Below are 24,711 nucleotides of genomic sequence, written 5' to 3'. Positions count from 1 at the left end.
CGGCGTTTGAGTGGGGGTCCCCCGGACGGAGTCTGGGGGAGGGTCCGGGCAGAGCCCGGTTTCGGGAAGGGGCGGGGTGGGGGGATCGCCCCGCGCAGCGGGTCAGGCCGAGACCGGCGCGGGCTCGTCGTCCCGCGGAGCGGCAACCGGCAGGCGGGCGACCCGAAGCCAGGCGGCCAGGGCCTTGAGGGCCGAGCCCGCCGCCAGGCCCCAGGCCGCGCCGAGCGGGCCCCACACCGCGTACCCGGCGAGCAGGAACACCACCGACAGCATCGAGAAGGCCACCTGCAAGGACAGCGTGGCCTTCGGGGCCAGGACGCGCAGCGTCAGCAGCGCACAGGTGCCCAGGCCCATCACCGCGTACTGGGCCCCCGTCGCCGGCAGCAGCGCGGCGGCCGAGGCCCACGTGTCGCCCAGCAGCTCCCGGCCCAGCCGGTCCGGCAACAGGTACAGGGCCGTCGCCCACCCCGCGCCGACCACCGCCAGCACCCCGCCCAGCGCCACCGTCGCCCGGACCGTGGCCCGCTTGCCGCCGAGCCGCGACAGCACCGGCGGCCCGAAGGAGTTCGCCGAGTTGAACAGCACGTTCAGCGGCCCGAAGAGCGTGCTCGCACCCCGCAGCGCACCTACGGCCAGCGGCGTCGCGAAGACGCCGAGGCCCAGTACGGCGAGCTGGCTGGAGCCGTTGCCGACCGCGAACTCGACCACGAACCGCTGCCCCAGGTGCCCCCGCCGCACGTACGGCCGCAGATCCGCCCGCGCCCCGCGCACGTACGGCCGCAGGAGCCACAGCCCCAGCCCCAGCGCGGGCAGCGCGGACAGGCCCCACACCAGCACCAGCCGCCCCGCCGAAGCCCCGGAGGGCTGCACGGCCAGCGCCGCGACCACGCACACCAGCCGCAACGCGTCGGCGGCCAGCGCCCGCTCGGGGGCGCGCAGCGCGGAGAAGCAGTACCGCAGCCCGTCCTGCACGAGTACCAACGGCAGTACGAGGCCCAGCGCGAGGAAGGCCGGCCCGGTCGTCCCGGGAAGCGCCAGGCCCACCACGGCGAGCACCGCGCCCACGGCGCCCGCGGCGGCCCCCGTGAAGCCCACGGCCGACCGGCACACCGCGCCCAGCCGCTCCTCGGCCTTCTCCAGCACGACGGTCTGTCCGACGTAGGCCATGCTCAGCCCGAGGAGCACGCTGAAGGTCACGTACACCATCGAGAAGTCGGCGAATCCGGACGCCGACGACAGCCGGGCGGCCAGCACCAGCACCAGGATGTTGGTGGCGCTGGAGGCGGCCTGGTCCAGGACCGAGGAGACGGCGGCGAGTCCGCGTCGGCTCATCTCCGGCCTATGCGGACGGTGCGCAGCGCGACCGTGTCGGTGCCGTCACCCGGGATGTGCTGCTCCGGCTCGGCCATCTCGCGTGTGAGCGGCTGCGGCGCGGCCGCCGAAGGAGCGGGGGCGGGCGCGGGCGACGGCGCGGTCCCCTTGCCCTTGCCCGGGCCGCGCTTCTCGCCGGGCAGCGGGGCGTGCAGCACCGCGCCGAGCACCGTACCCCCGGCGCCGCTGATCAGCTCGCGGATCCGGGTCAGGTCGGTGCGGTGGACGCCGCGCGGGTTGCAGACGACGAGGACGCCGTCGACGCGGTCGACGAGGGCGAGGGCGTCGGCGTACGAGAGCACGGGCGGCGCGAGCACGACGACGGTCGCGTTGGGGGAGTCGGCCTCGGAGATCAGCCGGGTGGCGCGGGGGGAGGTCAGCGCGCGCGGCACGTTGCGCGCCCGCTCGCCGGGGATCAGGTCGAAGGAGCCGGACTCGCCGGCGTCCACGACGAGCTGGCGTCCGTCGGGCCACTCGGAGTCGGAGTGCCGTCCGCCGCCCTTCGGGCTGCCCGGGGTCTGGCTCCAGCGCGGCCGGCCGCCAGCGTCCGTCGGCAACTGGCTGGCCAGTACCGGGGTGCGCAGGTCGGCCTCGATGAGCAGGACGTCCTTGCCGGTCTCGGCGAAGGAGGCGGCCAGGTTCACGGCCACCGCGGCGGCGGTCTCGCTGCTGCCGCGCGGGGCGACGACGAGCAGCCGGCGCCGGTCGGCGAAGCGGGCGTCGTAGGCGAGCCGGAAGGCCACCGAGCGGTACTCCTCGGCGAGCCGCGGATCGGCCTCGCCGGCGGCGAGCAGCGGCCCGCCGCCCGTCCGGTCCCGGGGCAGGTAGCCGAGTACGGGTGCGCGCAGGGCCCGTGCCACGTCGCCCTCGGAGCGGGGTGCCGGGTCGAAGACGAGCCGGACCCAGGCGGCGAGCAGGCCGAGGGCGAGGCCCACGGCGGCGCCGAGCGCGAGGGACATCAGGATGCCGGGGCCGTCGGCTGCGGGGGGCGCCGTCGCGGCGCTGGTGACCCGGCCCGGGGTCATGTCGAGGGCTTCGAGCTTGGTGATCTTGGTGTTGTACCCGCCGACCTCGCTCTGCAGGTCGGTCTTGGAGGAGCTGGCCGCGTCGCGCCCCGCGCCGGCGGGCATCCGCGCGATCTCCTTGGAGAGCTCGTCGAGCTGCTTGGCGATCGGGTCGCGCTGCTCCTTGTACCCCTTGACCATCTTGTCGCGGGTTGCGTCGAGGGACTCCTGCCGCTTGAGCAGGTACGCCTCGGTCATCGCGTTGGCGCGCTTGGCGGCCTCCTTGGGGGAGGACGCGGTGTAGGTGAAGCGGAGCACCATCGTCTGCGGCGGGTTGGTCACCTGGAGCCCGCTGCGCAGGGCCGCGAAGCCGGAGGCGGAGACGCCGAGCTTCTTCGCGGCCTCGTTGGCTATGGAGGAGCTGAGCGCGACCTGGCGCTCCGAGCCGATGTTGATCGCCTTGTCGGGGGCGAGGCTCGGGTTGAAGGGGTCGTCGGTGGGTGCGCGCAGCACCACGTCGGCGGTCGCGACGTAGGTGTCGGCCGTGGAGATGCCGAGGTAGACGCCGCCGAGCAGACCGATCCCGATGCCCGCGCCGAGGAGCCGGCGGTAGCGCAGGAGCTGCCGGAACTGGTCCCGGAGGAGATCGGGTTCGTCCTCGGCCGGTGCTGTTGCCGGGCGGTTCGTCTCGATCACGGCCGGGGACCCCCAAGTGCTTCGTCTATCAGTGCGTCGATGCGGGCCAGGCCCGCTTCGCGGCTCAGGTGGGCCGCCACGTGGCGGGGTCCGGCCGCTCCCAGTGCGTCCGCGCCCTCGGGGTCCTCGGCCAGGACCCGTACGGCCTTCAGCAGTGCTTCGGGGTCCTCGGGCTGTACGAGCACCCCTGCACCCGAGCGCTCCACCTCCTGGGCGGTCCCGCCCTCCGCGGCCACGGAGGCGACGACGGGCCGGCCGGCCTGGAAGTAGGAGGTGAGCTTCGACGGAACGCTCATGTCCATGACGGCGGCGTGCTGCGTGACCGCGAGTACGTCCGCCGCGGCGAGGATATCCGGGAACTCGCCGTCAGCGGCAGGGGGGATGATGTCCAGATTCGGTACGTCGGCGGACAGTTCGGTGAGCGCCGAGCGCTGGCTGCCGTCACCCATCAGGACGAAACGGACGCTCGGGTCCAGCCGGGCGGCGGCCACGAGGACCTCGAGGCCCTGCTTGAGGCCCATGTTCCCGGAGTGCAGGACGACCGTCTGGTCCGGGGCCCAGCCGAGGTGGCGGCGGGTCTCGCCGCGCGGCTTGGTGGGTACGGCCACGTGGGACCAGTTGGGGACGAGACGGATCTTCGCCGGGTCCACGCCCATGCCGACGACCCGGTCGACGAAGGTCTCGTGGATGACGCCGACGAGGGTGGCCCGCTTGAGGGCGTACGCCTCGGCGCGGCCCGCGATCGCGGCCGCCTTGTCGCCGCCGCTGATCCCGCTCTGTGCGGCGGCGGCGCCCATCAGGTCCTGGACGACCGGGACGTACGGGACCTTCCACCGCGCCGCGAGCCGGGCGGCCAGCACCCCGCCGGCCAGGCTGGGCATCTGGGCCAGGACCGCGTCCGGCTTCGGCATCCGGGGCGGGGCCGCGGCACCGTGCAGCAGAATCGATCCTTCAAAAAGGGCCCGCTTCACGGCGGTCTGACGCTGCGGCACGGTGTGCGCACGCCGGTGCACGATGACGCCCGCGCGCCGTTCCGTGCGCCGGAGCGCCCCCTTGTACTCCGGTTCGAGCGACCACGCCGGGTAGTGCGGCATCCCCGCGAGGACATGGGTCTCGTGGCCGAGATCCTCCGCCCAGTGCTCCGCGATCTGGGTGGCGTAGGGCCCGATTCCCGCGTGCTCGGGTGCGTAGTTGGTGGAGACCAGCAGCAGGCGCCGGTGACCGGATCTGGACACTGAGCGTCCCCTTCTCCCCTGGATGATGCGCACGTCACCCTATTCGTTCACCCGCATGCTGCGGAACGTGCACGCTATTGTCTGCTAATCCGCCACACCGGGGGGTGTGGCCGCTGGGGGGTAACAGATGACGGAGCGGGATATGTCCGAACGTGGCGCGCCCGCGCGCAGGCCGTACCGAGTCGGCTATGCGCCGGGCGCGTACGATCTGTTCCATATCGGACATCTCAATATCCTTCGGCACGCCCGCAGTCAGTGCGACTACCTGGTGGCCGGAGTCGTCTCCGACGAGATGGCCGAACTCGCCAAGGGGCGCCGCCCGATGATCCCGCTGGTCGAGCGGCTGGAGATCGTCCGCAGCGTGAAGTACGTGGACGCCGCCTTCGTCGAGACGGTCCCGGACAAGGTGGAGACCTGGAAGCAGGTCCGCTTCGACGTCATCTTCAAGGGCGACGACTGGCGGGGCACCCCCAAGGGCGACAAGCTGGAGAAGGACTTCGCCGCCCACGGCGTCGACGTCGTCTACTTCCCCTACACCGTGCACACCTCCAGCACCCAGCTGCGCCGGGCGCTGGACGCGCTCGCCGAACCCCTCTCGGTGGCGGAGCCGTTCACCGCGGAACGGCGCTGAGCTCCCGGAACCACTTCACGAGGAACGCCGCCAGGAACAGCCCGGCGACCGCCCCGAAGGCCGCGTACGCGTAAGGGAACAGCTGTCCGCCGCCGAGCAGCAGGAACACCAGGCAGAACACCCCGTAGTCCACGGGCAGCAACGCCACCGCGCGTACGGTCGACGGCGCGGCGGCGGGGCTCCCCGGAGCCGGCCGGGGCTTGAGCTTCTCGGTCAGCAGCCCGCCGAAGAAGGTCACGACCGCGGCGAACTGGAAGCCCAGCGGCACCAGCAGCCAGCCGTCCGAGCCCGTCCCGTAGGCATCGGGGAACCGGTAGAAGGCGATCAGCACGCAGGAGTGCAGGGCGGTCAGCTTGGCGCAGTCCACGACGTGGTCGAGCCACTCGCCCGCGGCGCTGCCGCTCCCGCGCAGCCGGGCCAGCTGGCCGTCGGCGGAGTCGAAGGCGAACCCCACGGCGAGCGCGGCCCACACGGCGATCCCCAGCCCCCAGGAGGGCGCGGCCAGCGCGACCGCGGCCGCGGCGGCGAAGCTGAAGGCGGCGCTGATCAGCGTCACCTGATTCGGGGTGAGCCCGAGCGCGTACGACCCGGCGGCCAGGTAGCGCCCGATCGGCCGGTTCACGAACCGCGAGTAGAGCGACACACCCTTCGCCGGCTTCTGCGCCCCGCGCAGCTCCCGCAGCGCGACTCCGACTCTCCCCATGCACGGACCCCCTCAGTGACGATGTCGAACACATCATCGCAGGGCGAAAGTGGGTTCCGGTTCCGGGCGTTTGCGTACGTCCGGAAGCAGGAGTACGGACAGATTCGCGGCGGCGGTCAGAGCCGCGGCGGCCAGCAGCGGGACCGCGGTCCCGGTGACGGCGGCGAGCGGGGCGGCCGCCGCCAGGCCCAGCGGGCGCGCGGCGAAGGAGATCAGGGTGTCGAAGGACCCGACCCGGCCCAGGGCCTCCAGCGGGATGCGGCGCTGCATCTCCGTCTCCCACAGCGGGCTCAGCACCCCCAGTCCGAACATGGCGCAGCAGAACGCGGCCGCGGTCACCGGAAGCGGCAGCCGCAGCGCGAAGGCGGTGAGCGGCAGCGCCTGGGCGGCGGCCCCGAAGGCCACTGCGTACAGCGGGCGATGGACCGGCAGCCGCCCGGCCGCCCAGACGCCGACCAGCATCCCGACCGTGCCGACCTGGGCGATGACCACCCAGGAGGTCTCACCGCCCAGGCTCTCCACGGCGATCAGCGGACCGAGGGTGAGCAGCAGTCCGGCCGCCAGGTGCCAGACCCCGTGGGCCAGCACATTGGCGAGGAACCACGGGTGGCGCCGGGTCTCGGCCCAGCCCCCGCGCAGTTCGGCGGTGAAGGCGGCGCGCGGCGTGCTGCGCGGGACCGGGGCCACCGGCAGGCCGCCGAGGGTCAGCGCGGAGAGCAGGAAGAGCGCGGCGGTGAGCAGGGAGGACCAGCCGGCTCCGATGGCCAGCATCAGCACCCCGGCGGCCGCCGGTGCCGCGATCTGCGCGAGCCCGGTGGCCACCCCGAGCCGGGTGTTGACGCGCAGCCGCCCGTCTTCGGGGACCACGGCGGCGACGAGTGTGCGTGCGGAGGGAGTGCCGAAGGCCACGGCGGCCCCGGTCACGGCCGCGAGCACGGCCAGCCGGGGGACGTCCGCGGGACCGGCCATGAGCACGACTCCGGTCGCCAGCTGGGCGGCCGCCCGTACGAGATCGGCCACGAGGACCACCCGCCGGGCGGGGAACCGGTCGGCGGCCACCCCCGCGACGGGCAGCAGGAGCAGCATCGGCAGCAACTCGCAGGCGAGCACGAGGCCGAGGTCCCCGGCGGAGCCGTTGCGGACGAGCGCCAGCGTCAGGGTGGTGGGGATGAGGGCGCTGGCGAAGGCGGCGGAGGTACGGCCGGCCAGCAGCCGCCAGATGGTCGGGGTCATGACAGGGAGGTTATGACCCTGCACCGCCTCGCCCCCCCGCGGGCCGAGACGGACAGGACCTAACCGACCACCCTCAGCAGCAGGACCGAGCGGGCCGGGACCGTCAGGGTCTCGCCGCCGCGGTGGCGGGTGAGCGGAGCCTCGGCCTGGGTCTCGCGCGAGGTGTCCAGGACGAGTTCGTAGCCCTCGGCCCACGGTGCCCCCGGCAGTACCCACGGCACCGGCCGGTCCCCGGTGTGCAGCAGGGCCAGGAAACTGTCGTCCGTCACCTGCCGGCCCCGCTCGTCACGGCCCGGGATGTCCCGCCCCGACAGGTACATCCCCAGCGCCGCCGCCGGTGCGTACCAGTCCCGCTCCGTCATCTCCGCACCCGCCGGGGTGAACCAGGCCAGGTCCCGAAGCCCGTCCACCCCCTGCGGCCGCCCGGAGAAGAACGCCCGCCGCCGCAGCACCGGATGGGCCTGACGGAGCGAGACCAGCCGCGCGGTCAGCGCGAACAGCTCCCGCCACGCCGGATCCTCCAGCAGCGACCAGTCCACCCACCCCGTCTCGTTGTCCTGGCAGTACGCGTTGTTGTTGCCGCCCTGGGTGCGCCCGAACTCGTCCCCCGCGACGAGCATCGGCACCCCCGTCGACAGCAGCAGGGTGGTGAGGAGGTTGCGCAGCTGCCGGCGGCGCAGCGCGGCGATCCGGGCATCCGTGCCCTCGGGCGGATCGCCCTCCGCCCCGCAGTTCCAGGACCGGTTGTCGTTCGTCCCGTCCCGGCCCGCCTCCCCGTTCGCCTCGTTGTGCTTGCGCTCGTAGGACACCAGGTCCCTCAGGGTGAACCCGTCGTGCGCCGTCACGAAGTTCACCGAGGCGTACGGCCGCCGCCCGCCCCACGCGTAGAGGTCGCTCGATCCCGACAGCCGGTACCCGAGGTCCCGTACGTCGGGCAGCGCGCCCCGCCAGAAGTCCCGCACGGCATCCCGGTAGCGGTCGTTCCACTCCGTCCACAGCGGCGGGAAGGCGCCCACCTGGTAGCCGCCCGAGCCCACGTCCCAGGGCTCCGCGATCAGCTTGACCCGCCGCAGCACCGGGTCCTGGGCGATCACCGCCAGGAACGGCGACAGCATGTCCACGTCGTGCATCGAGCGGGCCAGCGCCGCCGCCAGGTCGAAGCGGAAGCCGTCCACCCCCATCTCCGTCACCCAGTACCGCAGCGAGTCCGTGATCAGGCGCAGTACGTGCGGGCGCCCCGCGTGCAGGGTGTTCCCGCAGCCCGTGTAGTCGGCGTACCGGCGCTGGTCGGACTGGAGCCGGTAGTAGCCCCGGTTGTCGATCCCGCGCAGCGACAGCGTCGGGCCGAGCTCGCCCGCCTCCGCCGTGTGGTTGTAGACCACGTCGAGGATGACCTCGATCCCCGCCGCGTGCAGGGCCCGCACCATCCGCTTGAACTCCCCGACCTGCTGGCCCGTCGTACCGCTCGACGAGTAGCCGGCGTGCGGGGCGAAGTAGCCGACCGAGTTGTAGCCCCAGTAGTTGCGCAGCCCCCGGCGCAGCAGGTGGTCCTCGTGCGCGAACTGGTGCACCGGCAGCAGCTCGACGGCCGTCACGCCCAGCTTCACCAGGTGCTCGACCGCCGCCGGATGGGCGAGGCCCGCGTACGTGCCGCGCAGTTCCTCGGGGACCCCCGGATGGCGCATCGTGAAGCCGCGCACGTGCAGCTCGTAGATCACCGAATCGGCCCAGGGGGTCTTCGGCCGGACGTCGTCCGCCCAGTCGTCGTCATCGTGGACCACGACCCCCTTGGGGACGAACGGCGCCGAGTCGCGGTCGTCGCGCACGGTGTCGGCGATGTACTGCTGCGGCCAGTCCCGGACGTGCCCGTACACCTCGGGCGGCAGGGCGAACTCGCCGTCCACGGCCCGGGCGTACGGGTCCAGGAGTAGCTTCGACGGGTTGTACCGGGCACCGGTCCAGGGGTCCCAGCGCCCGTGCACCCTAAATCCGTACCGCTGCCCGGGGCGTACGCCGGGCACGAAACCGTGCCAGATCTCGTGCGTGAGCTCCGTCAGGGCGCAGCGGGTCTCGGCCCCGCCCTCCTCGAACAGGCACAGCTCCACCGCCTCCGCGCCCTGCGCCCAGAGCGCGAAGTTGGTGCCCGCCGTCCCGTCCGGACCGTGGTGGAACCGGGCCCCCAGGGGATGCGAGGACCCGGGCCACACCGGTGGTCCCGGGCGCGCGTACGCCCGTAACACCTGGCCCCTGACCTGGCCGCCCGGCACGGGCGCGGTACGGCCGCCCCGGACCGCGCTCTCGGTGTCCACCGCGTTCGCGGCGTCCACCACATTGCCGACGGCTTCCACCGCCTCTTCCTGCTCGGCTGCGCTCGACACTGCCCGCCTCCACGGCTCCTGGGTACCTGCGGGGGTGGGGGGTGCGGCCCCGGCGTCCCGGCCTGGGCCCGCCCCCGTCTGGTCCTTCACACTGTTCTGCCCGGACTGTTCCGCCCGGAACGTGCGCGCCGCTCACGTTTCCCCCGGAGGGGCCCGGTCGTTGGAGGGATCGTGACACTTCTGACGAGGCGGGCAGGGGCGGGCTTGGCCGCCGTGGCGGCATGGGCGGGCCTGCTCGGCGGCCTGGCCGGATGCACCCAGGACGGCCGTTCCCCGGTCGAGATCGAGTTGCCCGGCAAACCCCGCTCGCCGGACGAGGCCATCCGCATCACCCCCGACGACAATGCCAAGGGGGTGCCCGCCGACGGGCGCCTCAGCGTCACGGTCCCCGAGGGCCGGCTGGAGCGGGTCGTGGTGACCAAGGTGGAGGACGCGCAGGAGGAGAAGGTTCCCGGCGCGATCGCCGAGGACGGGCTCAGCTGGAGCCCCGATCCGGAGGCCGCCCGTCTCTCGCTCGCGGCCAAGTACACCGTGGACGCCGTCGCCCTCGACGGGCACGACCGCCGCCAGGCCCGCCACACCACCTTCACCACCTACGTTCCCGAGGAACGGTTCATCGGCTACTTCAAGCCGGAGAACCGCTCCACCGTCGGCACCGGAATGATCGTCTCCTTCAACTTCAACCGGGCCATCGCGCGACGCGCCGAGGTGGAGCGGGCCATCACCGTCACCTCGAACCCGCCGGTGGAGATCGTCGGCCACTGGTTCGGCAAGGAGCGGCTCGACTTCCGGCCCAAGGAGTACTGGAAGTCCGGTACAGAGGTGACGGTGAAGATGAACCTGCGCGACATCGAGGGCGCGCCCGGCTCCTACGGCATCCAGGCCAAGACGATCACCTTCACCGTCGGCCGCTCGCAGATCTCCACCGTGGACGCGGCCGCGCACACCATGGAGATCCGCCGGGACGGCCGGCTGCTGCAGACCCTGCCCATCACCGCGGGAGCGCCGAAGACCACCACCTACAACGGGAAGATGGTGGTGATGGAGCTCTTCGACGTCACCCGCATGAACGGCCAGACCGTCGGCTTCGGCGGGGAGTACGACATTCCCGACGTCCCGCACGCCATGCGGCTCACCTCCTCCGGGACCTTCCTGCACGGCAACTACTGGGCCAGTCCCGACACCTTCGGCTCCGCCAACGTGAGCCACGGGTGCGTGGGCCTGCGCGACGACAAGGGCGGCGGCTCGGACACCCCGGCCGGCTGGTTCTTCGACCGGAGCCTGGTCGGGGACGTGGTGGAGATCCTCAACTCGCAGGACAAGACGGTCGCCCCGAACAACGGCCTGGGCGGCTGGAACATGTCCTGGGCCGACTGGGTCGCCGGCTCAGCCATCGCCTGACCGGCCCGCCACTTGGGACGGAACGGTGACATGACCGTGGCTTTTCGTGTTCTCCCCATGTGATTTCCTGTCGATAAGCGCGCGACTGCCCGCGCGCGGGGGACATGGGGAGAACAAGAGTGAACCTGCAGCCGATACGCGGCCGCGTCCGCACCGGCCTGCCGGCCCTTCTGCTGGGGGCCGCCCTGCTGCTGACCACCGCGTGCAGCGGTGGCGGCGGCGGAAACAACGGCAGCGGCAGCGGTGGCGACAATGCCGGGGGCGGTGCCAAGAACGGCACCGAGGCATCCAAGGCCGTGGTCAGCGTCAAGCCGGACGACGGCGCCAAGGAGGTCGCCACCAGCGGCATCCTGAAGATAACCAGCACCGGCGGCAAGCTCACCACGGTGACCGTCGCCGACACCAAGGGCAACGCGGTCGAGGGCAAGCTGGCCGACGACGGCGCGAGCTGGGAGCCGTCCCGCCACCTGGCCTCCGCCACCGAGTACAAGGTGCACGCGGTCGCCAAGGACGAGGCCGGCCGGGAGTCCGCCAAGGACACCACCTTCACCACCCTGACCCCGACGAACACCTTCATCGGCCACTACACGCCCGAGGACGGCTCCACCGTCGGCGTGGGCATGCCCGTGTCGATCAACTTCACCCGCGGCATCACCAACCTCGAGGCCGTCGAGAAGGCCATCACCGTGACGGCCGAGCCGGCCGTGCCCGTCGAGGGCCACTGGTTCGGCAACGACCGCCTCGACTTCCGCCCCGAGAAGTACTGGGCCGCGGGTACGAAGGTCACCGTGAAGCTCGCCCTCGACGGAGTCGAAGGCCGCCCGGGCGTCTACGGCAAGCAGACCCGCACGGTCACCTTCACCGTCGGCCGCTCCCAGGTCTCCACGGTCGACGCGAGCGAGCACACCATGGAGGTCGTCCGCGACGGCCAGGTGCTCAAGAACATCCCGATCACCGCGGGCGCCCCGTCGACGACCACGTACAACGGGCAGATGGTCATCAGCGAGAAGTACAAGGTCACGCGGATGAACGGGGCGACGGTGGGCTTCGGCGGGGAGTACGACATCTCCGATGTGCCGCACGCGATGCGCCTGTCGAACTCGGGCACCTTCGTGCACGGCAACTACTGGGCCTCTTCGGGCACGTTCGGCTCGGAGAACGTCAGCCACGGCTGCGTCGGCCTGAAGGACGTCCGCGGCGCCGGCGACGGCAACCAGCCCGCCGCCTGGTTCTTCAACGAGTCCCTGATCGGCGACGTGGTCATCGTGAAGAACTCCAAGGACAAGCAGATCTCCCCGGACAACGGCCTCAACGGCTGGAACATGGACTGGGCGGAGTGGATCAAGTAAGCCCCGCATGACGTAGCCCAGGTGGCCCGGTGCTGTGACACACAGCACCGGGCCACCGTCCGTTAACCGGCGCTAACCTTCCCCGTATGACCATCTCTCTCGAAGTCTCCGAAGGCGTCGGCACCATCCGCCTGGACCGGCCGCCCATGAACGCCCTGGACATCGCCACCCAGGACCGGCTGCGCGAGCTCGCGGTGGAGGCGACCGACCGGGCCGACGTCCGCGCGGTGATCATCTACGGTGGCGAGAAGGTGTTCGCGGCGGGCGCGGACATCAAGGAGATGCAGGCGATGGACCACGCGGCGATGATCGCCCGGTCCCGCGCGCTGCAGGACTCCTTCACCGCCGTGGCCCGCATCCCCAAGCCCGTCGTCGCGGCCGTCACCGGCTATGCGCTGGGCGGGGGTTGCGAGCTCGCGCTCTGCGCCGACTACCGGATCGCCGCCGACAACGCGAAGCTCGGCCAGCCCGAGATCCTGCTCGGTCTGATCCCGGGCGCCGGCGGCACCCAGCGGCTGTCCCGGCTGATCGGTCCGTCCAAGGCCAAGGACCTCATCTTCACCGGGCGCATGGTCAAGGCCGACGAGGCGCTCGCGCTGGGCCTCGTCGACCGGGTGGTCCCCGCGGCCGAGGTGTACGAGCAGGCGCACGCCTGGGCCGCCAAGCTGGCCCAGGGTCCGGCGATCGCGCTGCGCGCCGCCAAGGAGTGCGTGGATGCGGGCCTGGAGGCCGACATCGACACCGGGCTCACCATCGAACGCAACTGGTTCGCGGGCCTGTTCGCCACCGAGGACCGCGAGCGCGGCATGCGCAGCTTCGTCGAAGAGGGCCCGGGCAAGGCGAAGTTCGTATGAACCCGGTCCGCTGAGCGGATCCGGCCGGTCCTCCCTGTGGGTGGATTAGCCAGGCCTTAAGGGGGCCTTAAGCACAATCGGTGATCCACTCACGGTGATCACTTCTGAGCGGTGCGTAACCCCTGGTCAAAGTGGGTATACACAGCCTCCGCTTGCCGTTTGCATATGACAGGACGCCCCTGCGGAATCGATGCTTCCGTAGGGGCTTTTCCCGTGGAACGGCCCGGAGGGGCAGGTCGGCCCTCCATGATGGGTGCATGGCGGGCCTGGAGGGTGTGGAACAGCCGCGGCAGCGCAGCAGCGCTTCGGCCGTACGGCTCACGGCGGCGATTGAGGATGAACAGGGCCTCAAGGCACTGGAGTTGTGCGGGAACCCGGCTGAGGCGGAAGTGATCCTGCCGTCCATGCCGGAATCGGCCGGCACCGCGCGCAGGCTCACCCAGTGCGTGGTGATACGGCTCTGGGGACTCTCGCCGCAGATCTCCGAGCACGCCGTCCTGCTGGTCTCGGAACTCGTCGGCAACGCGGTCCGGCACACCGGGGCCCGCTCCTTCGGCTTACGCATGCTGCGGCGGCGCGGCTGGATCCGGGTGGAAGTGCGCGACCCCTCGCGCGGACTGCCCTGCCTGATGCCGGTCCACGAGCTGGACACCACCGGGCGGGGGCTCTTCCTCGTCGACAAACTCTCCGACCGCTGGGGCGCCGACCTGCTGCCGCGCGGAAAGATCACCTGGTTCGAGATGCGCGTCGCCGACCGCCAGAACGCCTGAAGCCCCCTGGTCGCCGTGGTGGGCGGTGCGGGGGCTTCATGGGTGCGCCGAGGATCGATTGGGGTGTGATCCTCGGCGTGGCGACTTCGCTCGGGTCAATGGGAAGCCGTGGTTCCGACTATGGCAGACGCGGCCTCGAACGCCAAAAGTCCCTACTCGGACATAAGTGTGCAAATAGTGAGAGTTTCTAGCTAAATCCTAGGTGAGGTGGGCCACTCGCCTCGTATTCGATGAATAACTATCGACCGCTCTGTGTGAATCGTTGATCACATAGCGGACAGGCGGCCTGGTTGGCCCATTCCGGCGAACGTCCTGAATTGGGTCAATCATTACCTTCCGGGCCTTCCACCCCTTAAATGGGCAGGTGCTCTCACATCCAGGCCGCCGCGCGGTCCTGCGCGCGGCCAGTCTCGGCACGGCCGGCGTCGCCGTGGCCGGCCTCACCGCCGCCTGCGGATCGGGCCGCCCCGCCACCTCGCCCTCCGCCGCACCCCCCGGTCCCGCCAGACCGGCCCGGCCGGCCGAGGCGGCCGCAGCCGTCCCGCGCCGGTACCCCGGACAGCCCGTCGAGATCGCCCACGGTCCGCGCGACCGCCCCCGGGTCGCCCTGACCTTCCACGGCAACGGGGAACCCGCCATCGCCCGGGCGGTACTGGCCGAGGCCGAGAGAGCGGGCGCGCGGGTCACCGTACTGGCGATCGGCGGCTGGCTCGACGCCCATCCGGACCTGGCCCGCCGGATCCTCGACGGCGGTCACGATCTCGGCAACCACACCCAGCGCCACCTTGCGATCAACGACATGCCCGAGGCGGAGGCCTATGCCGAGATCACCGGCTGCGCCCAGCGGCTCAAGCGGCTCACGGGCTCCATCGGCACCTGGTTCCGGCCCTCCCAGACCCAGTACGCCACCCCGCTCGTCCGGAAACTGGCCCAGCGGGCCGGCTATCCGCACGTCCTCTCGTACGACGTGGACTCCCTCGACTTCACCTCGCCCGGTGCCGCGGCCGTCACCCGCACCGTCACCGGGACGATCCGACCCGGATCGGTGGTGAGCCTGCACTTCGGCTACGCGGACACGGTCGACGCGATGCCGCCCCTCCTCGAAGAACTCGCGCGCCGCAAGCTGCGCGCGGTGACCACCACGGAGCTGCTGACGCCATGAAGACCACCTGCCTTCCCCGGAAGGCCGCCGTGCTGCTGGCCGGTCTGGTCCTCGCCGCCCTGGCCGGCTGCGGATCGGCCGACAAGGGACCCGCCGAGGCGCTCGGCACCAAGGGCCCGGCCCACCCCCCCAAGGCCGTCCCGGCCGCCCCGCCGGGTCTGGCCGGAATGCCCCCGCTGCTCGATCCGAACGACGTGTACGCGGCGGACCGGCCGAACAAACTCTCCCCGGTGGTCAAGGACTTCCCGTCCCGCGTCTACGTGCCGAACACCAACTCCAACACGGTGTCCGTCATCGACCCGGTGACCTACCAGGTCATCGACACCATCCCGGTCGGCGTCCAGCCCCAGCACGTGGTGCCCTCCTGGGACCTGAAGACCCTGTGGGTCAACAACAACCGCGGCCACACGCTCACCCCGATCAATCCGGCCACCGGGGAGGCCGGACAGCCCGTCGAGGTGCACGACCCGTACAACCTGTACTTCACGCCGAACGGCAAGTACGCGATCGTCATGGCCTCGATGGACAAAGAGCTGGTCTTCCGCGATCCGCACACGATGGACCGGGTGAAAACCGTCCCCGTGACCTGTTATGGCGTCAACCACGCGGACTTCTCCGCCGACGGCCGCTACTTCATCGTGAGTTGCGAGTTCTCCGGCGAACTCCTCAAGGTCGACACCGAGAAGATGGAGGTCATCGGCCAGCAGAAACTGCCGTTCGAGGGCGCGATGCCCCAGGACGTCAAGGTCTCCCCGGACGGAAAGACCTTCTACGTCGCGGACATGATGGCGCACGGGATGTGGGTGCTCAGCGGTGACACCTTCGAGGTCCCGAAGCTGCTGCCGACCGGAAAGGGCTGTCACGGCCTGTACGTGAGCCGCGACTCCAAGGAGATGTACGTCTCCAACCGCGGCGAAGGCACCATCTCGGTCTTCAACTTCCCGCAGAACAAGCTCACCAAGAAGTGGACGCTGCCCGACGGCGGCAGCCCGGACATGGGCGGCGTCTCCGCCGACGGCAAGGTGCTGTGGCTCTCGGGCCGCTACAACTCCGAGGTCTACGCGATCGACACCGCGACCGGCAAGGAGCTCGCCCGGATCCCGGTCGGCGGCGGCCCGCACGGCCTCGCCGTGTACCCGCAGCCCGGCCGCTACTCGCTCGGCCACACCGGCATCTTCCGGTAGCGGACACGGCAGTGCCCCGGGAGCTCGCACAGCTCCCGGGACACGTCCGCCGGTGCGCCTTACCAGGCGACCGGGAGCCGTTCTGGCAGCCGCTTGATGAAGCCGGTGCGCCAGACCAGGTTCTCCGCCGGCACCGCGAGGCGCAGCCCGGACAGCCGCTCGACCAGCACCTCCAGGGCGATCTCGGCGTGCGCCCGGCCCAGCGCGGAGGCCGGGCAGAAGTGCCGTCCCGCGCCGAAGGCGAGGTGGGCGTTGGGGCTCTCGCGCTCCAGGTTCAGCTCGTCCGGGTTCTCGAAGGCCTCCGGGTCGAAGTTGGCCCCCTCCAGGAGGACGAGGACGAGCTCGCCCTCCTTGACCAGGACGTCGCCGACCTGGATGTCGGCCAGTGCGATGCGCGGCAGGCCGTCGCCCACGGACAGGTTCCAGCGCAGCAGCTCGTCGACCGCCTTGCCCATGCGCTCGGGGTGCTCGCGCAGGTAGCCGATGAGCTCGGGCCGCTGGAGCAGCGCGAGGACGGCGAGGACCAGGAACGCGGAGGTGGAGACCGCGCCCGCGCCGAAGAGCGAGACGGCGACCGTCGCGAACATGTCGTCGGTCAGGTGCGCCGACTCAGGGTCCGCCTCCTTCAGCCCGGCGAACCTGCCGAGGAGCCCCGTACGCTCCTCGGCAGGCAGGGCGAGCTGAACGTTCAGCTGTTCGGCGAAGTAGCCCACGTCCTTGTACCAGTTGAGGGCCGAGTCGGCGAACGGCTCGCGCGCGGTCATGAACGCGACGTCCAGCCCCGACATCAGCCGCCGCCAGTCCTCGAAGGGCACCCCGAGCACCTGGCAGTGCAGCGCCGCCGAGAAGGGGTCGGCGAACCCCGCCCGGAGGTCGGCCGGACCGCCCTCGGCGACCAGCTGGTCGATGAGCTCGCCCGCCGTGGCGCGCAGCCGGTCCTGGAGCCCCTTCTGGCGCGGGTTGAGCGCCTTCATCACGGCGTTGCGCAGGCCCGCGCTGTTGATGTTGCCCATGTTGTTGACGACCTCGGGCGGGATCGTCAGCGCGTACTGGCGCGGCACACCGGCGTTCGCCGTGTCCTTGAGGCTGAACCGCTCGTCCTCCAGCACCTGCTTGGCCAGCGCGTAGCTGCTCACCAGCCAGGCCGGGTCCCCGGTGAGGGTACGGACCTTGGCGACCGGCGCCTTCTCGCGCAGCCAGCCGCACTCCTCCGGGAGCACGTCACCGCGCCGCGAGAGCGGGAAGTCGAGGAGCGGCTGCCGCTCCCGGCCCTCCCGGCCCTCAAGCTGCTCGACGCTCATCGACGGTCCTTTCGGTCGGTGCGTGGTCCACGTGGTTCCCGGCGGTCCCGGAGACCGGGGGGCGCTCGGCGGCGGCCTCGGGCCGGACGACGGCATAGGCCTGGTTGCGGGTCGCGCGCAGGCCCCCGCCGCGGGCGAAGAGGACATCGGTCAGCGGCATCTTGACGTGGTAGGCCGCCACCGAGGACGGCACGTCGAGAATGCTCGGGGTGTCCACGAAGAACGGCAGCTCGGCCGCCATGTAATCGAAACAGACCTGCAACTGCGCGTCTGTGATCGATTCACCTTCCGGCAACTTGGAGCCGACAAAGTGCAGGGCCATTTTCTCGCAGCCCTTGCGGAATTCGTCGTCGGTCGCCAGGAAATGCAGTACGCGCCGGTGCAGTAGTTGGTAAACGGGGTTCTCCTGGAACTCCGAAAGCGCCCTCACGCGGATTTCGGCCTGTGGAGGTCCTGATTCCTCCACGCCCTTGAGAATCCTCCTCCGGACCGCCTTGATCTCCTTCGTGGCGCGCTTCTCCGCATGTTCCCGGGTGTAGCCGAAAGCGGCGAACATCCGGTCCACGTGGAGGTCTGCGTAGACGAAGTCGACCTGCGCGAAGCGGGTCGTGGCCCACTGGGCGAGGCTGCTGATGCGCTCGGAACTGAAGTAGCTGTTTCCAGGACTCACTCCGATGAGCACATGGTCGCCGTCTTCCCAGATATGGCGGCAAGTGCGGGTGAAGGGCAGAACTTCGAATGATGCGTCAGCTGTGATCGTCACCTGTGTGATCGCCCTTGTTGCCGCTTGTCCCTGGGAGCCCTGCGCTCCTGGTGTGGCGGCAATGTCGTTACGTTATGCCGTGGTCCCGGAGCGTGACAAGTCCGGGCCGGATTTATTGGCTGGAATTATCGCTTCCGCATTGCGGAAGGGTAATTGAATATCTATCTGCCGCCCGAACGGGACCCGGAGCGGGGGGCCGGGCACGGGGCGGCTACCCTGAGCCGGTCAACAAGCACCAAGAAGGGGTGGACCCAGTGGCGGACATCGAGAGCGCACGGGCGACGTTCAACAAGTTCGACGTGAACGGTGACGGCTTCATCACGGCCGACGAGTACAGCGCGGCCATGAAGGCCATGGGTGACGCCTACGTCACCGGTGCGGTCGCGGACGCCGTGCTCGCCGCCAAGGACGCCAACGGCGACGGCCTGCTGAGCTTCGACGAGTTCTGGGCCGCCCTCAACAAGTAGGTCCCGCAGGCAGGTCCCGCGCCGCCCCCGTCCCCCTGCCGGGACGGGGGCGCGGTCATGCCCCGGAGCCGGGTCCGCCGGCCGTCATGTCCTCGACCTCGGCCAGGGCCTCCTCCAGCCAGTGCAGCCAGAACGTCTCCAGGGCGATCCCGCCGTGCAGGACCAGGCGGCGCAGCCGGTCCTCCACGGCGTCGCGCTCCGGCGGGAAGTCCTTCTCCTCGATCGCCCCGTACTGCGCCAGCTGCCGCCGGTGCAGCTCCAGATGGCGCCGCAGCTCGGGGCCGAGCCCCTGCGGTCCGACCACGCCCGCCGCGCGGATGCGCAGCAGCAGGGGATCGCGCATCGGCTTGGGGTCCTGGCTCTCGCCGACCCAGCGCGCCAGTTCCGCGCTGCCCGCGGCCAGGACCTCGTACTCCTTCTTCTGCCCCCGTACGGGCACCTCGCTCGGCAGGGCCCGGATCAGCCCGGACTCCTCGAGCCGGCCGAGCTCGCGGTAGATCTGCTGGTGCGTCGCGGACCAGAAGTACCCGATCGACCTGTCGAACCGCCGGGTCAGCTCCAGCCCGGACGAGGGCTTCTCGAGCAGGGCGGTGAGGATGGCGTGGGGGAGCGACATGACGCCATCCTAGGGACGCCCCGCGGAGCCCAGGCGTCTGCCGTGACAACCCGGCCCCGTACGGGCGCGGCCGGGTGGCGGCTGCGCCGCCGCCCGCAGAGGCTGGGACCGTGGCTGCCGACTACGACTACTCAGACCTGACCGCCGTCTACGTGAACTGCACGCTCAAGCGCTCGCCCGAGACCAGCAACACCGAGGGTCTGATCGACAAGAGCCGCGCGGTCATGACGGCGGCGGGCGTCCGGACCTCGCTGATCCGCGCCGTCGACCACGACATCGCGACCGGCGTCTGGCCGGACATGACCGAGCACGGCTGGGAGAGCGACCAGTGGCCGGTCCTCTACAGCCAGATCATGGACGCCGACATCCTCGTCCTGTGCGGCCCGATCTGGCTCGGCGACAACAGCTCCGTGATGAAACAGGTCATCGAGCGGCTCTACGCCTGCTCCTCGATCCTGAACGACCGGGGTCAGTACGCCTACTACGGGCGCGTCGGCGGCGCGTTGATCACCGGCAACGAGGACGGCGTCAAACACTGCGCCATGAACATCCTCTACAGCCTCCAGCACCTCGGCTACACGATCCCCCCGCAGGCCGACGCCGGCTGGATCGGCGAGGCCGGGCCGGGGCCCTCCTACCTCGACGCGGGCTCCGGCGGCCCCGAGAACGACTTCACCAACCGGAACACGGCCTTCATGTCGTGGAACCTGATGCACCTGGCCGCCCTGCTCAAGCGCTCGGGCGGCGTCCCGGCACACGGGAACCAGCGCTCGCTGTGGGACGCGGGCTGCCGCTTCGACTTCCCGAACCCCGAACACCGCTAGCCACCCGGGCAGTTCCACCGCCGGCTACACCGGCACCTCCGCCAGGACCCGTACGAGGCTCTGCCCCGAGCGGCGGCCCAAGCCAGCGCACCGGCTCGGCCCGCGGCCCGGCGAGCACCGCCGGGTCCGGTACCCGGGCGGCGGTGCGGCCCCCGAGCCCGGGATAGCCCACGCCCTGGTGGGCCCGCCGGCCCTCGCGCACCAGCGCCACCCAGCAGGACAGCACCCGGCGCGTGGCGGCCTCCTCGGACCCGGCGAGGTCCCGGCCGAAGGCGCGGACCAGGTCGTGCATGCGGTAGCGGAGCTGTCCCGCCTCGTCGCGGCCGGCCACTTCCAGCAGGTGCGCCGCCGCCAGCGTGTCCAGGGCCTCCTCGGCCGTGTCGAGGGTGCCGTCCAGCACGGCCGCCGCCGTCCAGGCGGCGAAGTCCGGGGCGTCGAGCGCCGCCAGACCCCGCAGCAGGGCCCGGGCATCGCCCGGCAGCGAGAAGTAGCCGAGCCGCAGCCCGTCCCGTACCCCGTCCAGGACGTCCAGCCGGGACCGCTCGTCCCCCAGCCGGGCCGCCAGCCGGGCCAGGTCCCGGTGGGGGAGCCCGGCCAGTTCGGCGCCGACCATCCGCAGGGCGAGCGGCAGCCGCCCGCACAGCCGCACCAGCTCGCGGGCCGCCTCCGCCTCGGCGGTCACCCGCTCGGCGACGGAGGTCCGAGCCGGATGCGGATCCGCCCGGCGGCCTGACCGTACGGGGCCCGGGGCGCGGCCGCCCCGGGCCCGTGGTCAGCACTGGTTCGCGTGCGCGATGTCCACGACGAACCGTTCCGGCGAGTGCAGGGCGAAGGTGCGGTAGTACGGCACGGTGTCGAAGGCGGCGCCGAAGGTCACGTACCCCTCGAAGTCGCCGGTCTTGGCGAGGCCCTTGAGCTTGCTGAGGTAGATCTTCTGCAGCGTGGGCCCGTGGTAGACGCTCTCGCCCGCGTCGTTGTGCGCGGCGGCGGGGTTGAGGCGGATCTCCAGGAAGTAGTTCCCGGCCAGCGGTACCGGCTTGCCGGACCCGTCCTGGATCAGTCGTGGGACGGCGGTGACGGTCACCCCGGGGACGAACCCCTGCAGGTCGATGACGATCCGGTCGTAGGTGGCGTGCCCGCCCCAGCGGGCATTGACGACGAGCGGGGTCTGGGGCTGGGTCTCGGTGCGGGTGGCGGTGATTCCGGCGGCCGAGGCCGGCGCCGCGAGCGAGAGCCCGGCGGTGAGCAGGATGCCGGAGGCCAGGGCCACGATCCGGCGGCGGTGCGGACGAAGCGGGTGGATCATGACGTCCCCTCGATTCTCGAGAGACGGGGACATGTGACACAGCCTAGGACGCCGATTCGGACCCCGTAGTTCCACTTCCCGTGGAACCGGAGCCACGCGACAGGGGCCCGGCGCGCGTGCGCCGGGCCCCTGTGCGCTGCGTCAGCCGTCGCTGGTCAGCATTCGATGACGTTGACCGCGAGGCCGCCGCGGGCGGTCTCCTTGTACTTGACCTTCATGTCGGCGCCGGTCTCCTTCATCGTCTTGATGACCTTGTCGAGGGAGACCTTGTGGGTGCCGTCGCCGCGCATGGCCATCTTGGCCGCGGTGACGGCCTTGACCGCCGCCATGCCGTTGCGCTCGATGCACGGGATCTGGACCAGGCCGCCGACCGGGTCGCAGGTCAGGCCCAGGTTGTGCTCCATGCCGATCTCGGCCGCGTTCTCGACCTGCTCCGGGGTGCCGCCCAGGACCTCGGCGAGGGCGCCGGCCGCCATCGAGCAGGCCGAGCCGACCTCGCCCTGGCAGCCGACCTCGGCGCCGGAGATCGAGGCGTTCTCCTTGAACAGCATGCCGATCGCGCCCGCGGCGAGGAGGAAGCGGACCACGCCGTCCTCGTCCGCGCCCGGCACGAAGTTCACGTAGTAGTGCAGGACGGCGGGCAGCACCCCGGCCGCGCCGTTGGTGGGCGCGGTGACGACCCGGCCGCCCGCCGCGTTCTCCTCGTTGACCGCCATCGCGTAGATCGTCGCCCACTCGCTGCGGTGCAGCATCGGGTCGCCCTCGGTGCGCAGCTGGCGCGCGGTGGAGGCGGCCCGGCGCTTGACCCGCAGGCCGCCCGGGAGGATGCCCTCGCGGGACATGCCGCGCGAGACGCAGGACTGCATGACGCGCCAGATCTCCAGCAGGCCCTCGCGGATCTCGTCCTCGGTGCGCCAGGCCTTCTCGTTCTCCAGCATCAGGGAGGAGATCGACAGGCCCGTCTCGTTCGCCAGGCGCAGCATCTCGTCACCGGAGCGGAAGGGGTACTTCAGCACCGTGTCGTCGAGCTTGATCCGGTCCTCGCCGACCGCGTCCTCGTCCACGACGAAACCGCCGCCGACCGAGTAGTACGTCTTCTCCAGCAGCGGGGCGCCGGCGGCGTCGTAGGCGAAGAGCGTCATGCCGTTGGCGTGGTAGGGCAGCGAGCGCCGGCGGTGCAGGATGAGCTGGTTCGGCTCGTCGAAGGCGATCTCGTGCCCGTCGCCTATCTCCGCTCCGAGCAGCCGCAGGCGGCCGCTCTTGCGGATGCGCTCGACCTCGTCGTCCGCCGTCTCCACGTTCACGGTGCGCGGGGAGTGGCCCTCCAGACCCAGCAGTACCGCCTTGGGCGTGCCGTGGCCGTGGCCCGTCGCGCCGAGGGAGCCGAAGAGCTCGGCGCGCACGGACGCGGTCTGGGCGAGCACACCGTCCTTCTTCAGCCGCATCACGAACATGCGTGCGGCGCGCATCGGACCGACCGTGTGGGAGGAGGACGGGCCGATGCCGATGGAGAAGAGATCGAAGACGGAGATGGCCACTGGCGGACTCCCTTGTCTGCTCGTGGGGTGGGAGGGGGCAGGAGTGGTGGATTGTTCGGATTTTGTCCGAGAGACGAGCTTAACGCGGTGAAATGAACGGCTCGTCTGCCGGACGGGGTCGGGGCGTGGTCGAGACGGGGTCGGGCGGGTGTCGGCCCACACGCCGCCGGGGCTGCCACCAGGGCGAAGTCCCCGGGGGAGGATGGCGCGGTCATGAGAAAGGCCCGGCCCTGTGCAATACAAGGCCGGGCCCCCTAGCCGTTGCTCAGAGCGACGGGTACAGCGGGAACTTCGCGGCGAGCGCGGTGACGCGGGCCTTGAGGGACTCACTGTCGTACGCCGGCTTCAGCGCGGCCGCGATGATCTCCGCGACCTCCTTGAAGTCCTCGGCGCCGAAACCGCGGGTGGCGAGCGCCGGGGTGCCGATCCGCAGACCCGAGGTGACCATCGGCGGCCGCGGGTCGTTCGGGATGGCGTTCCGGTTGACCGTGATGCCGATCTCGTGGAGCCGGTCCTCGGCCTGCTGGCCGTCCAGCTCGGAGTTGCGCAGGTCGACCAGGACCAGGTGGACGTCCGTACCGCCGGAGAGGACGGAGACGCCGACCTCGGTGACGTCCGGCTGCACCAGGCGCTCGGCGATGATCTTCGCGCCCTCGAGGGTGCGCACCTGGCGCTCCTTGAAGTCCTCCGAGGCGGCGACGAGGAAGGAGACCGCCTTGGCGGCGATCACGTGCTCCAGCGGGCCGCCCTGCTGGCCGGGGAAGACCGCGGAGTTGATCTTCTTGGCCAGCTCCTGCGTCGACAGGATCACACCGCCGCGCGGACCGCCGAGGGTCTTGTGCGTGGTGGTGGTGACGACGTGGGCGTGCGGCACCGGGTTCGGGTGCAGACCCGCGGCGACCAGGCCGGCGAAGTGCGCCATGTCGACCATCAGGTACGCGCCGACCTCGTCCGCGATGCGGCGGAAGGCGGCGAAGTCCAGCTGGCGCGGGTAGGCGGACCAGCCCGCGACGATCAGCTGCGGGCGGGACTCCTTGGCGAGGCGCTCGACCTCGGCCATGTCCACGCGGCCGGTCTCGTCGACGTGGTACGGGACCACGTTGTAGAGCTTGCCGGAGAAGTTGATCTTCATGCCGTGGGTCAGGTGACCGCCGTGGGCCAGGTTCAGACCCATGATCGTGTCGCCCGGCTTCAGCAGCGCGAACATCGCGGCGGCGTTCGCCTGCGCACCCGAGTGCGGCTGGACGTTCGCGGCCTCGGCGCCGAAGAGCGCCTTGATGCGGTCGATCGCGATCTGCTCGACCACGTCGACGTGCTCGCAGCCGCCGTAGTAGCGGCGGCCGGGGTAGCCCTCGGCGTACTTGTTGGTCAGGACCGAGCCCTGGGCCTCCATGACGGCGACCGGAGCGAAGTTCTCCGACGCGATCATTTCCAGGGTCGACTGCTGGCGCACGAGCTCGGCGTCGACGGCGGCGGCGACGTCGGGGTCGAGTTCGTGGAGAGGGGTGTTCAGTACGGACATCAGGATCCCCTGGGGTCAGTTACCGGCGGTGAGCTTGGCGTACTCGTCAGCGGAGAGCAGGTCGGCCGGCTCCTCCGCGACGCGCACCTTGAACAGCCAGCCACCCTCGAACGGCGCGGTGTTCACGAGGGCCGGGTCGTCCACGACGTCCTGGTTGGACTCGACGACCTCGCCGGAGACGGGGGAGTACAGGTCGCTGACCGACTTGGTCGACTCCAGCTCGCCGCAGGTCTCACCCGCGGTCACCGTGTCGCCTACCTCGGGGAGCTGGGCGTAGACGACGTCACCGAGCGCGTTGGCCGCGAACTCCGTGATGCCGACCGTCGCGACGCCGCCCTCGGCGTCCGACAGCCACTCGTGCTCCTTGCTGTAACGCAGCTGCTGGGGGTTGCTCATGACCTGA

23 protein-coding genes are annotated in these 24,711 nt (G+C 71.2%); 9 read left to right on the top strand and 14 right to left on the bottom strand.

The genetic code is table 11. The annotated features are described in order from the left end of the window. Positions 1–102 precede the first annotated feature (102 nt). From OHA89_RS12625 to OHA89_RS12615, 3 genes are read right to left on the bottom strand one after another with little or no spacing between them, the layout of a single operon-like run. Positions 103–1,332 carry a hypothetical protein gene (locus OHA89_RS12625; RefSeq protein ID WP_406366188.1) on the bottom strand — a complete coding sequence of 410 codons (1,230 nt, stop codon included), beginning with the start codon at positions 1,330–1,332 and terminating at the stop codon, positions 103–105. Beyond that, positions 1,329–3,071, bottom strand: a complete 1,743-nt coding sequence (locus OHA89_RS12620; protein WP_406366187.1) for a lipopolysaccharide biosynthesis protein — start codon at positions 3,069–3,071, stop codon at positions 1,329–1,331. The genes OHA89_RS12625 and OHA89_RS12620 overlap by 4 nt, the downstream gene beginning before the upstream one ends. After that, a complete protein-coding gene (locus tag OHA89_RS12615; RefSeq protein ID WP_215140268.1) occupies positions 3,068–4,276 on the bottom strand; it encodes a glycosyltransferase family 4 protein in 1,209 nt (402 codons plus the stop codon). Before OHA89_RS12615 ends, OHA89_RS12620 begins: the two co-directional genes overlap by 4 nt. A 172-nt stretch (positions 4,277–4,448) precedes the next feature. On the opposite strand from OHA89_RS12615, the gene OHA89_RS12610 reads away from it, so the two are divergent. Continuing rightward, on the top strand, positions 4,449–4,937 hold the full coding sequence (locus OHA89_RS12610) for an adenylyltransferase/cytidyltransferase family protein (RefSeq protein ID WP_215140205.1): 489 nt from the start codon (positions 4,449–4,451) through the stop codon (positions 4,935–4,937). Here the strand turns inward: OHA89_RS12610 and OHA89_RS12605 are convergent. From OHA89_RS12605 to glgX, 3 genes are read right to left on the bottom strand one after another with little or no spacing between them, the layout of a single operon-like run. Next, positions 4,918–5,640 (bottom strand): CDP-alcohol phosphatidyltransferase family protein, encoded by a 723-nt coding sequence (locus tag OHA89_RS12605; RefSeq protein WP_257554070.1) that lies wholly within the window; start codon positions 5,638–5,640, stop codon positions 4,918–4,920. The two genes, OHA89_RS12610 and OHA89_RS12605, sit on opposite strands and share 20 nt — an antisense overlap. A 33-nt stretch (positions 5,641–5,673) precedes the next feature. After that, positions 5,674–6,873: an MFS transporter gene (locus OHA89_RS12600; protein WP_266614859.1), complete on the bottom strand. Its 1,200-nt coding sequence runs from the start codon at positions 6,871–6,873 to the stop codon at positions 5,674–5,676. Between the two features lie 59 nt (positions 6,874–6,932). Next, the gene (gene glgX / locus OHA89_RS12595) at positions 6,933–9,251 is read right to left on the bottom strand and encodes a glycogen debranching protein GlgX (protein ID WP_406366185.1); all 2,319 of its coding nucleotides are present in this window, start codon (positions 9,249–9,251) and stop codon (positions 6,933–6,935) included. Between the two features lie 180 nt (positions 9,252–9,431). Between glgX and OHA89_RS12590 the strand changes: the two genes are divergently transcribed. The 6 genes from OHA89_RS12590 (at position 9,432) to OHA89_RS12565 (ending at position 15,971) form a co-directional block, all read left to right on the top strand. Beyond that, the gene (locus tag OHA89_RS12590) at positions 9,432–10,652 is read left to right on the top strand and encodes an Ig-like domain-containing protein (protein ID WP_215140266.1); all 1,221 of its coding nucleotides are present in this window, start codon (positions 9,432–9,434) and stop codon (positions 10,650–10,652) included. A 104-nt stretch (positions 10,653–10,756) separates the two neighbouring features. Then, on the top strand, positions 10,757–12,001 hold the full coding sequence (locus tag OHA89_RS12585; protein WP_406366184.1) for an Ig-like domain-containing protein: 1,245 nt from the start codon (positions 10,757–10,759) through the stop codon (positions 11,999–12,001). A gap of 86 nt (positions 12,002–12,087) precedes the next feature. Next, positions 12,088–12,855, top strand: coding sequence for an enoyl-CoA hydratase/isomerase family protein (locus OHA89_RS12580; RefSeq protein WP_215140199.1), 768 nt, complete (start codon positions 12,088–12,090; stop codon positions 12,853–12,855). A gap of 257 nt (positions 12,856–13,112) precedes the next feature. Next, on the top strand, positions 13,113–13,625 hold the full coding sequence (locus OHA89_RS12575) for an ATP-binding protein (protein WP_406366182.1): 513 nt from the start codon (positions 13,113–13,115) through the stop codon (positions 13,623–13,625). Positions 13,626–13,989: 364 nt separating this feature from the next. Then, a complete protein-coding gene (locus OHA89_RS12570) occupies positions 13,990–14,787 on the top strand; it encodes a polysaccharide deacetylase family protein (RefSeq protein ID WP_406366180.1) in 798 nt (265 codons plus the stop codon). Next, the gene (locus OHA89_RS12565) at positions 14,784–15,971 is read left to right on the top strand and encodes a YncE family protein (RefSeq protein WP_266614857.1); all 1,188 of its coding nucleotides are present in this window, start codon (positions 14,784–14,786) and stop codon (positions 15,969–15,971) included. The genes OHA89_RS12570 and OHA89_RS12565 overlap by 4 nt, the downstream gene beginning before the upstream one ends. A gap of 59 nt (positions 15,972–16,030) precedes the next feature. Here the strand turns inward: OHA89_RS12565 and OHA89_RS12560 are convergent, their stop codons facing one another. Together OHA89_RS12560 and OHA89_RS12555 are read right to left on the bottom strand one after the other, a co-directional pair. Further along, on the bottom strand, positions 16,031–17,272 hold the full coding sequence (locus OHA89_RS12560) for a cytochrome P450 (protein WP_406366177.1): 1,242 nt from the start codon (positions 17,270–17,272) through the stop codon (positions 16,031–16,033). Continuing rightward, positions 17,253–18,035, bottom strand: coding sequence for a tRNA-dependent cyclodipeptide synthase (locus OHA89_RS12555; protein WP_406366176.1), 783 nt, complete (start codon positions 18,033–18,035; stop codon positions 17,253–17,255). The genes OHA89_RS12560 and OHA89_RS12555 overlap by 20 nt, the downstream gene beginning before the upstream one ends. 254 nt (positions 18,036–18,289) lie before the next feature. On the opposite strand from OHA89_RS12555, the gene OHA89_RS12550 reads away from it, so the two are divergent. Beyond that, the gene (locus tag OHA89_RS12550) at positions 18,290–18,502 is read left to right on the top strand and encodes an EF-hand domain-containing protein (protein WP_215140193.1); all 213 of its coding nucleotides are present in this window, start codon (positions 18,290–18,292) and stop codon (positions 18,500–18,502) included. A 55-nt stretch (positions 18,503–18,557) separates the two neighbouring features. Here OHA89_RS12550 and OHA89_RS12545 read toward each other — a convergent pair whose 3' ends face one another. Beyond that, a complete protein-coding gene (locus tag OHA89_RS12545) occupies positions 18,558–19,118 on the bottom strand; it encodes a PadR family transcriptional regulator (protein WP_215140192.1) in 561 nt (186 codons plus the stop codon). Positions 19,119–19,192: 74 nt separating this feature from the next. Here OHA89_RS12545 and OHA89_RS12540 point away from each other — a divergent pair, with 74 nt between their 5' ends. Beyond that, entirely contained in the window at positions 19,193–19,942 is a 750-nt protein-coding gene (locus OHA89_RS12540; RefSeq protein WP_406366174.1) for a flavodoxin family protein, read from the top strand. Here the strand turns inward: OHA89_RS12540 and OHA89_RS12535 are convergent. The 5 genes from OHA89_RS12535 to gcvH form a co-directional block, all read right to left on the bottom strand. Continuing rightward, a complete protein-coding gene (locus tag OHA89_RS12535; RefSeq protein WP_266614851.1) occupies positions 19,848–20,624 on the bottom strand; it encodes a hypothetical protein in 777 nt (258 codons plus the stop codon). The genes OHA89_RS12540 and OHA89_RS12535 overlap by 95 nt on opposite strands. Positions 20,625–20,714: 90 nt before the next feature. Continuing rightward, entirely contained in the window at positions 20,715–21,248 is a 534-nt protein-coding gene (locus tag OHA89_RS12530) for a hypothetical protein (RefSeq protein WP_257554061.1), read from the bottom strand. Between the two features lie 155 nt (positions 21,249–21,403). Continuing rightward, positions 21,404–22,786 (bottom strand): L-serine ammonia-lyase, encoded by a 1,383-nt coding sequence (locus OHA89_RS12525; protein ID WP_266614849.1) that lies wholly within the window; start codon positions 22,784–22,786, stop codon positions 21,404–21,406. A 265-nt stretch (positions 22,787–23,051) separates the two neighbouring features. After that, complete coding sequence (gene glyA / locus OHA89_RS12520; RefSeq protein ID WP_257554059.1) at positions 23,052–24,308, bottom strand: serine hydroxymethyltransferase; 1,257 nt, start codon at positions 24,306–24,308, stop codon at positions 23,052–23,054. A gap of 15 nt (positions 24,309–24,323) precedes the next feature. Beyond that, the gene (gene gcvH / locus OHA89_RS12515) at positions 24,324–24,704 is read right to left on the bottom strand and encodes a glycine cleavage system protein GcvH (protein WP_215140184.1); all 381 of its coding nucleotides are present in this window, start codon (positions 24,702–24,704) and stop codon (positions 24,324–24,326) included. Positions 24,705–24,711: the final 7 nt, after the last annotated feature.

The organism is Streptomyces sp. NBC_01546, assembly GCF_045208355.1.
Lineage (GTDB): Bacteria > Actinomycetota > Actinomycetes > Streptomycetales > Streptomycetaceae > Streptomyces.
Note: the sequence above shows the minus strand (reverse complement) of the source record. Positions and strands in the feature narration are given on the sequence as shown.

Coding starts and splice junctions, on each gene's coding strand:
- OHA89_RS12625 (WP_406366188.1), bottom strand. CDS start 1,332: ATGAGCCGACGCGGACTCGCCGCCGTCTCCTCGGTCCTGGACCAGGCC.
- OHA89_RS12610 (WP_215140205.1), top strand. CDS start 4,449: ATGTCCGAACGTGGCGCGCCCGCGCGCAGGCCGTACCGAGTCGGCTAT.
- OHA89_RS12605 (WP_257554070.1), bottom strand. CDS start 5,640: ATGGGGAGAGTCGGAGTCGCGCTGCGGGAGCTGCGCGGGGCGCAGAAG.
- OHA89_RS12600 (WP_266614859.1), bottom strand. CDS start 6,873: ATGACCCCGACCATCTGGCGGCTGCTGGCCGGCCGTACCTCCGCCGCC.
- OHA89_RS12585 (WP_406366184.1), top strand. CDS start 10,757: ATGGGGAGAACAAGAGTGAACCTGCAGCCGATACGCGGCCGCGTCCGC.
- OHA89_RS12580 (WP_215140199.1), top strand. CDS start 12,088: ATGACCATCTCTCTCGAAGTCTCCGAAGGCGTCGGCACCATCCGCCTG.
- OHA89_RS12575 (WP_406366182.1), top strand. CDS start 13,113: ATGGCGGGCCTGGAGGGTGTGGAACAGCCGCGGCAGCGCAGCAGCGCT.
- OHA89_RS12565 (WP_266614857.1), top strand. CDS start 14,784: ATGAAGACCACCTGCCTTCCCCGGAAGGCCGCCGTGCTGCTGGCCGGT.
- OHA89_RS12560 (WP_406366177.1), bottom strand. CDS start 17,272: ATGAGCGTCGAGCAGCTTGAGGGCCGGGAGGGCCGGGAGCGGCAGCCG.
- OHA89_RS12545 (WP_215140192.1), bottom strand. CDS start 19,118: ATGTCGCTCCCCCACGCCATCCTCACCGCCCTGCTCGAGAAGCCCTCG.
- OHA89_RS12530 (WP_257554061.1), bottom strand. CDS start 21,248: ATGATCCACCCGCTTCGTCCGCACCGCCGCCGGATCGTGGCCCTGGCC.
- glyA (WP_257554059.1), bottom strand. CDS start 24,308: ATGTCCGTACTGAACACCCCTCTCCACGAACTCGACCCCGACGTCGCC.
- gcvH (WP_215140184.1), bottom strand. CDS start 24,704: ATGAGCAACCCCCAGCAGCTGCGTTACAGCAAGGAGCACGAGTGGCTG.